At 54.7% G+C, this 6,596-nt stretch carries 6 protein-coding genes; 5 read left to right on the forward strand and 1 reads right to left on the reverse strand.

Features of this window, described 5'->3' with window-relative positions:
* Positions 1-77 precede the first annotated feature (77 nt).
* Positions 78-1,298 carry a 5-aminolevulinate synthase gene (gene hemA, locus ACKVOS_RS03865; protein ID WP_409210693.1) on the forward strand — a complete coding sequence of 407 codons (1,221 nt, stop codon included), beginning with the start codon at positions 78-80 and terminating at the stop codon, positions 1,296-1,298.
* On the opposite strand, the gene ACKVOS_RS03870 is transcribed toward hemA, so the two are convergent.
* Positions 1,295-2,272, reverse strand: coding sequence for a threonine/serine dehydratase (locus ACKVOS_RS03870; protein ID WP_409210694.1), 978 nt, complete (start codon positions 2,270-2,272; stop codon positions 1,295-1,297). The two genes, hemA and ACKVOS_RS03870, sit on opposite strands and share 4 nt — an antisense overlap.
* A 53-nt stretch (positions 2,273-2,325) precedes the next feature.
* Between ACKVOS_RS03870 and ACKVOS_RS03875 the strand changes: the two genes are divergently transcribed.
* From ACKVOS_RS03875 to ACKVOS_RS03890, 4 genes are all read left to right on the forward strand, one after another.
* The gene (locus tag ACKVOS_RS03875; RefSeq protein WP_409210695.1) at positions 2,326-3,534 is read left to right on the forward strand and encodes a saccharopine dehydrogenase family protein; all 1,209 of its coding nucleotides are present in this window, start codon (positions 2,326-2,328) and stop codon (positions 3,532-3,534) included.
* Between the two features lie 54 nt (positions 3,535-3,588).
* Positions 3,589-3,975, forward strand: a complete 387-nt coding sequence (locus tag ACKVOS_RS03880; protein ID WP_409210696.1) for a GxxExxY protein — start codon at positions 3,589-3,591, stop codon at positions 3,973-3,975.
* Positions 3,976-4,037: 62 nt separating this feature from the next.
* On the forward strand, positions 4,038-5,192 hold the full coding sequence (locus ACKVOS_RS03885) for a carboxynorspermidine decarboxylase (protein WP_409210697.1): 1,155 nt from the start codon (positions 4,038-4,040) through the stop codon (positions 5,190-5,192).
* Positions 5,193-5,322: 130 nt separating this feature from the next.
* On the forward strand, positions 5,323-6,510 hold the full coding sequence (locus tag ACKVOS_RS03890; protein ID WP_409210698.1) for a type III PLP-dependent enzyme: 1,188 nt from the start codon (positions 5,323-5,325) through the stop codon (positions 6,508-6,510).
* Positions 6,511-6,596 lie beyond the last annotated feature (86 nt).

A 6,596-nucleotide genomic window follows, 5' to 3' on the forward strand; every position in this document is an offset into this window, starting at 1 on the left:
TCGCTAGATTTTTATATTTCCGGCGATTAAAGGCCACTATATGCTGCTTAAGCAGTCCATTTCGGGGTTTATGTTCCGTGAATTACGACGCAGTTTTTGACAAAGCAATTGATCGGCTTCATGCTGAGGGACGCTATCGTGTCTTTATTGATATTTTACGTAACAAGGGCGCATATCCGAATGCCCGTTGTTTTGCGGGTCATAACGGGCCAAAGCCAATAACCGTTTGGTGCTCCAACGATTATTTGTGCATGGGGCAACACCCCAAAGTTATCGCCGCTATGGAAGACGCTTTACACGATGTGGGCGCTGGATCTGGCGGAACACGCAATATTGGCGGCAACACGCATTACCACATTGAGTTGGAAACAGAGCTTGCTGACCTTCATGGTAAAGACGGCGCATTGTTGTTCACCTCAGGCTATGTTTCAAATGATGCAACCTTGTCGACGTTGGCCAAAGTTTTGCCGGGCTGCATCATCTATTCCGACGAACTCAATCACGCATCGATGATTGCCGGCATCCGCAACGCAGGATGCGAAAAGCGCGTGTGGCGCCATAATGATCTGGCCCATCTTGAAGAGCTGTTAGCCGCCGATGATCCCGAAGCGCCGAAACTGATCGCTTTTGAAAGCGTCTATTCGATGGATGGCGACGTTGCCCCTATCGAAGCCGTCTGCGATTTGGCCGACAAGTATAACGCCCTTACCTATTGTGACGAAGTCCATGCCGTTGGCATGTATGGCGCACGCGGCGGCGGTATTACCGAGCGCGACGGGGTAGCGGACCGCGTTACCATCATCGAAGGCACATTGGGCAAGGCCTTTGGCGTGATGGGTGGTTATATCGCCGCCGACCAAAAAATCGTCGACGTTATCCGCAGCTACGCGCCGGGCTTCATCTTCACAACGTCGCTTTCGCCTGTTTTGGTCGCTGGTGTATTGGCGGCCGTAAAACATCTGAAAGCGTCCAGTGAAGAGCGCGATGCGCAGCAAGCAAATGCGGCCATGCTGAAAACTCTATTTGCCGATGCAGGCCTTCCGGTGATGATGAGCAACACTCACATCGTCCCGTTGATGGTCGGTGACCCGGTCAAGGCAAAGAAAATCAGCGACACCTTGCTCGCGGAATATGGCGTCTATGTTCAGCCGATCAATTACCCCACTGTCCCGCGCGGTACCGAGCGTCTGCGCTTTACGCCAGGACCACATCATAATGAAACCATGATGCGCGAGTTAACCGATGCCTTGGTGGAAATCTGGGAACGCTTTGAATTGCGCGTCGCGCAAGCGGCCTAGCCTATCATCTGAGTGAAGGTTTCGCGATCTATATTCCCGCCGGACAGTGTCACGGCGGTGACGGGCTTTAGCGATACCTTTCCAGCCAAAACAGCAGCCAACGCAACGGCACCCCCGGGTTCAACCACAAGGTGCAGTTTTTCAAAAGCCAGACGCATGGCGGCCGCGACCTCGTGCGTCGATACCGTCACACCTTTTGAAACCCGGCGCTGAAGGACTTCAAAGTTGATCGGATATGTCTGAGGTGTTTGCAGTGCGTCGCATTGGGTTGGATAAGTCAGGTCTTCGACGGGCAGTATCTTGCCTGCTTCCAAGGAACGGATGATATCATCCCAGCCTTCTGGCTCTACAATTACCATCGCGGCATCAGGGCACGCCAAGGAAAGACCAGCGGCAAGACCGCCTCCACCGCAGCAAGCAACAATCTGGTCGGGTCCGTGGAGACCGAAGACACGCAATTGGGCGGCGATTTCCAATCCTGCACTGCCCTGTCCTTCGATAACCCAGGGATCGCCAAAGGCATGCACCAATGTCCCACCATTCCGGTCGATCAACCCGGAGGCAACGGCGTCGCGGGATTCGGTTGCGCGGTCATAAAGCACGACCGTCGCCCCTAGTGCGCGGGTGGCGGCCAATTTCATCTTAGGAGCATTGGACGGCATGACAATGGTCGCCGCTACACCCAAGCGCTTTGCCGCCCAGGCGACACCTTGCGCATGGTTTCCACTGGAAACGCCAACCACACCCTTACGGCGCTGATCGTCCGTCAAATCCGTCAGACGATGCCATGCACCGCGAATCTTGAAAGCACCGATCGGCTGAAGCATCTCGGCTTTGCACCAAATGGTTACGCCGTCGACTTCCAGGGGCAAAAGCGGCGTTTGCGGCAGGATTGCGGCCACTTTATCCATCGCGCGTTCAACACCTTCATGGGTTGGCTTGCGATTTGGCGAGAGCAATTCTTGTCCTGTCATAAAAGACCCCTATATGCGTGCGCTAACGAATCCCTGATAAAAGGAACGGGCAAATGAGCAAGGTGTTGGTAATTGGCGCAGGCGGCGTTGGTTCGGTGGCTGTCCACAAGATGGCAATGAACCCCGAAATTTTCAGCCATATCAGCCTTGCGAGCCGCACCAAATCGAAGTGCGATGCGATTGCGGATTCGGTAAAGACCCGGACCGGTGTTGTCATCGATACCTATGGATTGGATGCGGATGACATCGCGGCAACCACCACGCTGCTGAACAGTATCAGGCCCGCCTTGGTAGTGAACCTCGCTTTGCCTTATCAAGACCTCAATATCATGGAGGCCTGCCTTGCAGCTGGCGTGCATTATATGGACACCGCCAATTACGAACCTTTGGATGTCGCCAAATTCGAATATCATTGGCAATGGGCTTATCAGGACCGCTTCAAAGATGCAGGCCTGACCGCGCTGCTCGGGTCCGGTTTCGACCCTGGTGTGACCAGCGTGTTCACCACCTATCTGAAAAAGCATCATTTCGACCGGATCGACACGCTCGACATATTGGATTGCAATGGCGGTGATCACGGTCAGGCCTTTGCCACCAATTTCAATCCGGAAATCAACATCCGCGAAGTAACGGCCGTTGCGCGGCACTGGGAAAATGGTGAATGGGTCGAAACCCCGCCCATGTCCGTAAAGCAGAGCTTTGATTTCGAGGCGGTCGGCCCCAAAAACATGTACCTCATGTATCATGAGGAAATCGAAAGCCTCAAAACCCATTTGCCCGAGATCAAGCGCATCCGGTTCTGGATGACCTTCGGCGATGCTTACATCACACATCTCAATGTGCTTCAGGCCGTGGGCATGACGCGGATTGACCCCGTGATGTATGAAGGCAAAGAAATCATTCCGTTGCAGTTTTTGAAGGCTGTTTTGCCTGAGCCTGCCAGCCTTGGTCCAACGACCAAAGGCAAGACCAATATCGGTTGCATCGCAACCGGCCTTGGCAAGGATGGCAAGGAAAAGACGCTCTACATCTACAATATCTGCGACCATGAAGACGCCTATGCCGAGACCGGCAATCAAGCCGTCAGCTATACGACAGGCGTCCCCGCCATGATTGGCGCAGCGATGTTGGTGACGGGTAAATGGTCAGGCGCGGGTGTCTGGAACATGGAACAGTTCGATCCCGATCCATTCATGGATATGCTGAACAAGCATGGCCTGCCTTGGCAGGTGAAGGAACTCGACGGACCTTTGGGTTTTTGATTTCTGGTTCTCGCAGAGATGCAGAGATCACGCAGAGACCGCAAAGGTGCCTGAATGCGAATTGATGAAATCAGCGCTATCGTGGTGGATGAGTGTATTTCTATCCATAGAGAGCTTGGGCCAGGATTGTTCGAAAACGTTTACGAAACGGTCTTGGCTGGCAGGTTGGAAGCAAGAGGACTGAAAGTAGCACGACAGGTAGCGGTTCCACTCATATTTGATAATCAAGCGTTCGAAGCAGCTTTTAAAATCGACATATTAGTCGAAGACCGCCTCATTCTGGAAATCAAGTCGGTCGAAAAATTGAGCAAAGCCCATGCCCGCCAACTGCTTACCTATTTGAGGATATTCAAGCAGCCCGTCGGGTTGCTACTGAATTTTTCCGAAGCAACCATGAAGGACGGGATTCGTCGGATGGTGAACGACTACAAACCAGAATAAACTCTCTGCGTTCTTGGCGTGAACTCAGCGTCTCTTCGAGAACCAAAAAACAGGATGGTAAAATGGAAACCAAAGCTGGTGATCCCGGGGCATTTTCCCGATTTGACTTGAACCGCGTCCCTACGCCCGCATTTGTAGTGGATGAGGCCGTCATCCGGCGGAATCTTGCCATTCTGGCCGATGTGAAGGCGCGATCGGGTGCCAAGATTTTGGCGGCCATGAAGGCTTTCTCCATGTGGGAACTCGCCCCTGTGATCGGCGAATATCTCGACGGTGTCTGCACGAGCGGCCTATGGGAAGCGCGTTTGGCGAACGAGAAATATCGCGGCGAAATTGCGACCTATTGCGCGGGCTATAAAGAATCCGACATGGCGGAGATCGTGGCTATCTCGGACCATGTGATCTTCAACAGTCCGAACCAGCATCGCCGCTTTGCCTCTTTCCTGAAAGACAGCACCGATGTCGGTTTGCGTATCAACCCCGAGCATGCCGAGGGCGAGGTCGCCAAATATGACCCTTGCTCTCCTGGCTCACGCCTCGGTTTTCCTGTCAGCCAGTTGAAGGCGGAGCACCTCCAAGGCGTGTCCGGCCTGCATTTTCACACGCTGTGCGAACAGGATTTTGCTCCGCTCAAACGGACATGGGATGCCTTGAAGCCTAAGATCGCGCTCTATTTCGGCCAGATCAAATGGCTCAATTTTGGCGGCGGCCACCACATCACCCGTGCGGATTATCAGCGCGAGGAATTGATCACTTTCCTACAATCGGTTCGGGCCGAGACCGGCCTCGACATTTATCTGGAACCTGGTGAAGCCATTGCCCTGGATGCAGGGATATTGGTCGGCGAACTGCTCGATGTGTTTGAAAATGACATCGGGGTTGGAATTACCGACATTAGCGCCACATGCCACATGCCTGATGTCATTGAAGCGCCCTATCGTCCGGCGATGCTTGGCGAACGGGATGATGGTCCCGCAATCCGGCTAGGTGGTCCATCCTGTCTGGCAGGCGATATCATCGGTGATTACCGATTGCCTGTGTCGGCGGAACCCGGTGCCCGGTTCGCGTTCCTCGATCAGGCGCATTATTCCATGGTAAAGACAAACACCTTCAATGGCGTACCTTTACCTTCCATCTGGCTATGGAACAGCGCGACCGACGATCTGAAATGCGTAAAGCAATTCGATTGGACCGAGTTCCGGGACCGGCTCAGCTAAAATATTTCACGAATCGCTTTACAATCCCCCCTGTTTTTCATAATGCGCTCATCCGCTGCCCCAGGGGGACTTCCAATAACCGCAAGGCAGCCTTTGAAAATCTTGAACTACCTTTTGGAGGTCCCTTGAATTGCACGAGCCACATAACGCGCTGGGGTTAGCCCGAGCATTGCAGCCGGTTCAGCCGGTTACACTCAATCGTCGTCGCGCCGCTGCGCGTGCTGCCCGCTGCTTTGTTGAAAAGTTTCCGGGTCGGACGCTTTATGCGGTCAAGGCCAATCCTTCGCCGAGCCTGATCACTCTGCTGTGGGAGAATGGCATCACGGATTATGACGTGGCCTCGATCGCCGAAGTGCGCCTAGTGCGCGGCCTTCTGCCCGGTGCGGCGCTCCATTTCATGCACCCGGTCAAAGCTGAGGAAGCGATTCGCGAAGCCTATTTCGAACACGGCGTCCGTACCTTTTCGCTCGACACTATCGAAGAACTAGAAAAAATCGTGCGTGCGACGCAGGCGGCGGATGATCTCACCCTTTGCGTGCGGATTCGCGTATCGTCTGAACATTCAAAGCTCAGCCTGGCGTCAAAGTTCGGTGTTACACCTCAGGAAAGCCGGGATGTGCTGATCGCCGCGCGCCAGGCTTCGGATGCTCTTGGCATTTGTTTCCATGTCGGCAGTCAGGCGATGACGCCGTCGGCTTACACACAGGCGCTTGAGCGCGTGCGCGCGGCGATTGTCGAATCGGGCGTGACGGTCGATGTTGTCGATGTTGGCGGCGGGTTCCCCAGCGTCTATCCCGGCATGACGCCGCCACCGCTCGAAAGCTATTTCGCGGCGATCCACCGCGCGTTTGAAAGCCTGCCCGTCAGCTACTCATCCGAACTGTGGTGCGAACCCGGTCGTGCGCTGTGCGCTGAATATAGCTCGCTGATCGTGCGCGTTGAAAAGCGGCGCGGCGATGAATTGTTCATCAACGACGGCGCTTACGGCGCATTGTTCGATGCAGCGCATGTCGGGTGGCGCTTTCCTGTTGAACTGCTGCGCGACGAAGCGTCGGAGACGCGCGATATGCCGTTCAGTTTCTATGGCCCGACATGCGATGACATGGATCATATGGCCGGGCCGTTCATGCTGCCCGCCGATGTGAAGGCGGGTGATTTCATCGAAATCGGGATGCTGGGCGCTTATGGCTGCGCAATGCGCACTGGCTTCAACGGCTTTGGCGCAGGCGACACTTACGAGGTTGACGATGAACCGATGGACACGCTGTACGGCGATGCGGAACGTCCGCGCTATATTGGCAACGTCGTAAAGTTGTAATCGCTTCTCCCCTCCCGCTTGCGGGAGGGGCCGGGGGTGGGCATACCCATTCCAACGATTCCCATCCAGACCCACCCCTAACCCCT

This window comes from Sphingorhabdus sp. (genome assembly GCF_046154385.1).
Lineage (GTDB): Bacteria > Pseudomonadota > Alphaproteobacteria > Sphingomonadales > Sphingomonadaceae > Sphingorhabdus_B.